The sequence below is a fragment of the Streptomyces carpinensis genome (assembly GCF_002154505.1).
GTDB lineage: Bacteria > Actinomycetota > Actinomycetes > Streptomycetales > Streptomycetaceae > Streptomyces > Streptomyces carpinensis.
Map to the genome: position 1 here is coordinate 1 of NZ_MUBM01000251.1, position 2,165 is coordinate 2,165.

A 2,165-nucleotide genomic window follows, 5' to 3' on the forward strand; every position below is an offset into this window, starting at 1 on the left:
CCCTCACCCCCCTCCTCGCCGGCCTCGACCCCTACCTGCGCCGCGACAGCAGCGAACGCCCCCGCATCGACGACCAGTACCGCCTCGTCCTCGACCCCGTCATCACCGCCACCGGCTGCCACGTCTACGTCCAGAACGCCGAACTCCACACCCACGGTGTCGGCGCCCCCGACCTCGGCCTAGCCGCCTGGCGCAGCGCCACCATCCTCAACGCGATCACCGGCACCGACCCCTACCCGCTGCCCGCACGCACCGCGTTCACCGCGTTCGGCCTCGCACAGCAGCGGCCCCAGATCCCGCCCGTGCGCCAGATCAGGACACTGACACCCCTGGCAGACGGAATCTGAGGCCGCCACACAACCGCTGAACCGCTCGGCCGCCGGCCGGCTGACCGCCGACCCGACGAGCTGGCGACCGCCGATCCGCTAGAACATCGGCGTGCCGTTCCGCGTCAGCTTCCAGTCCACCGACGCGAAGTCCTTCGGATCCAGCTCACCCTTCGCCGTCACCCACTCGGCGATCCGGGTACGGATCTCCGTCGACTCCGACCACAGCTCCTTCGCCGACGCCACGTGCGGGAACGCGCCACCGCCATTGGCACGGTAGTTGTTCACCGCCAGCACGAACTGCTGCGCGTCGTCCAACGCCGCACCGTCGAACGTCAGGTTCTTGATCCGCGAACCGGCCGGCTGGGCCACATCGATGTCGTACTGCAGACCCGACACATAGTCGTAGTTGTAGTCCGGACGGCCGCCGGCGTTCGTCAGCTTGTCCACGTCGACCGCCGCATCCGGCGCCGTCTGCACGTAGTACTCCGCCGAGTACTCCAGGTAGGCGCGCACCTGGGCGCCCGTCATCAGCTTCGCGACCAGCGTGTTGTCGTACACGTACAGGCCCGACAGATCCCGGATCGTCACATCGCCCGCCGGGATCTCCGACGTCCGCGAGAAGGGCGAGGCCTGCGCGATCACCGGCAGGGCGGCGTACCCGGTGCCGGCCAGCGCCGCCTTCACCACGTCCTCCTGCACCTTGGTGATCAGGTCGATGATCGGCGCGTCCTTGTAGCGGGCCTCCACCGTCGTCAGCGTCTGCGTCGCCCGGCCCACGACCTGGTTGACGTAGGCCACGACCTTCTCGTGCTCGCCGTCGAGCAGCTTGGTGATCTCCGGGTCGTCGGCCACCGAGTTGGAGTTGCGCAGCGACGCCGCAACCGACTCCACCTCCCACCGGCCCTTGACGAACACCAGCTCGATGTCGAAGAGGGTGAGCCGCTCCGCGAAGCACAGCGGCTCCGACAGCACGACCGTCTTCCCGGTCTTGTCGTTGACGACCTTCAGCTCCGGAATCTCCAGGTGCGCGTGCCCCACCAGGATGGCGTCGATCCCCGGCACCTGCCGGGCCACGTTCGCGGCGGCATCCTCCACATACGGCAGCTGATCACCGTACGAGGACGTGCCGGACGTACCCGAGTGCGCCGACACGATCACCACGTCCGCACCCATCGAACGCAGCTTCGGCACCCACTTCGCCGCCTGCTCCTCCAGCCCCGGGAACGTCAACTTCCCCTGCACATACGCCTTGTCCCAGATCGCGATACCCGGATTGGTCAGGCCCAGCACCGCCACCTTCACCGGCCGCGCACCGTGCGGACGGAACTCCTTGATGAAGTACGGCGGAAAGGCTGGCCGCTGCGTCTTCGCGTCCAGCGCGTTCGCACCCAGCAGCGGAAAGTCGCACTGCTGCTCGAACTTCCGCAGCGTCTCGATGCCGTAGTTGAACTCGTGGTTGCCCAGCGCCACCGCGTCGTACCCGATCGCGTTCATCGCCCGCGCCATCGGATGCACCGGGCCACCCTGGGCCGTGATCGGGTCCACCTTGGCGTAGTAGTACGTCAACGGCGTGCCCTGGATCGTGTCACCCGCGTCCAGCAGCAGGGTGTTGTCACGGCCCTTCTCCTCACGGACCTGGTTCACCAGCGTCGAGATCCGCGCCAGACCCTGCGCGTTGCCCGCCTTGTCCGAGTACTCCGCGTCCTTGAAGTAGTCCCAGTTGAAGACGTGGCCGTGCAGATCCGTCGTCCCCATCACGGTCAGCGAGTACCGCTTGGGCTGCTTGCCGGGCCCGCCCGCCGCCGACCCCGCGGACACCTCGGCGGCCTGCGCCGC

General features: G+C 68.1%; 1 protein-coding gene and 1 pseudogene. One reads left to right on the forward strand and one right to left on the reverse strand.

The window, feature by feature from the left end; translation table 11 throughout:
* Positions 1-347, forward strand: a pseudogene (locus tag BZY54_RS31080) (lysine 6-monooxygenase); the annotation flags it as partial.
* Positions 348-425: 78 nt separating this feature from the next.
* On the opposite strand, the gene BZY54_RS31085 reads toward BZY54_RS31080, so the two are convergent.
* Positions 426-2,165, reverse strand: a 1,740-nt coding sequence (locus BZY54_RS31085) for a bifunctional metallophosphatase/5'-nucleotidase (RefSeq protein WP_107419870.1), incomplete at its 5' end; no start/stop codon positions are given.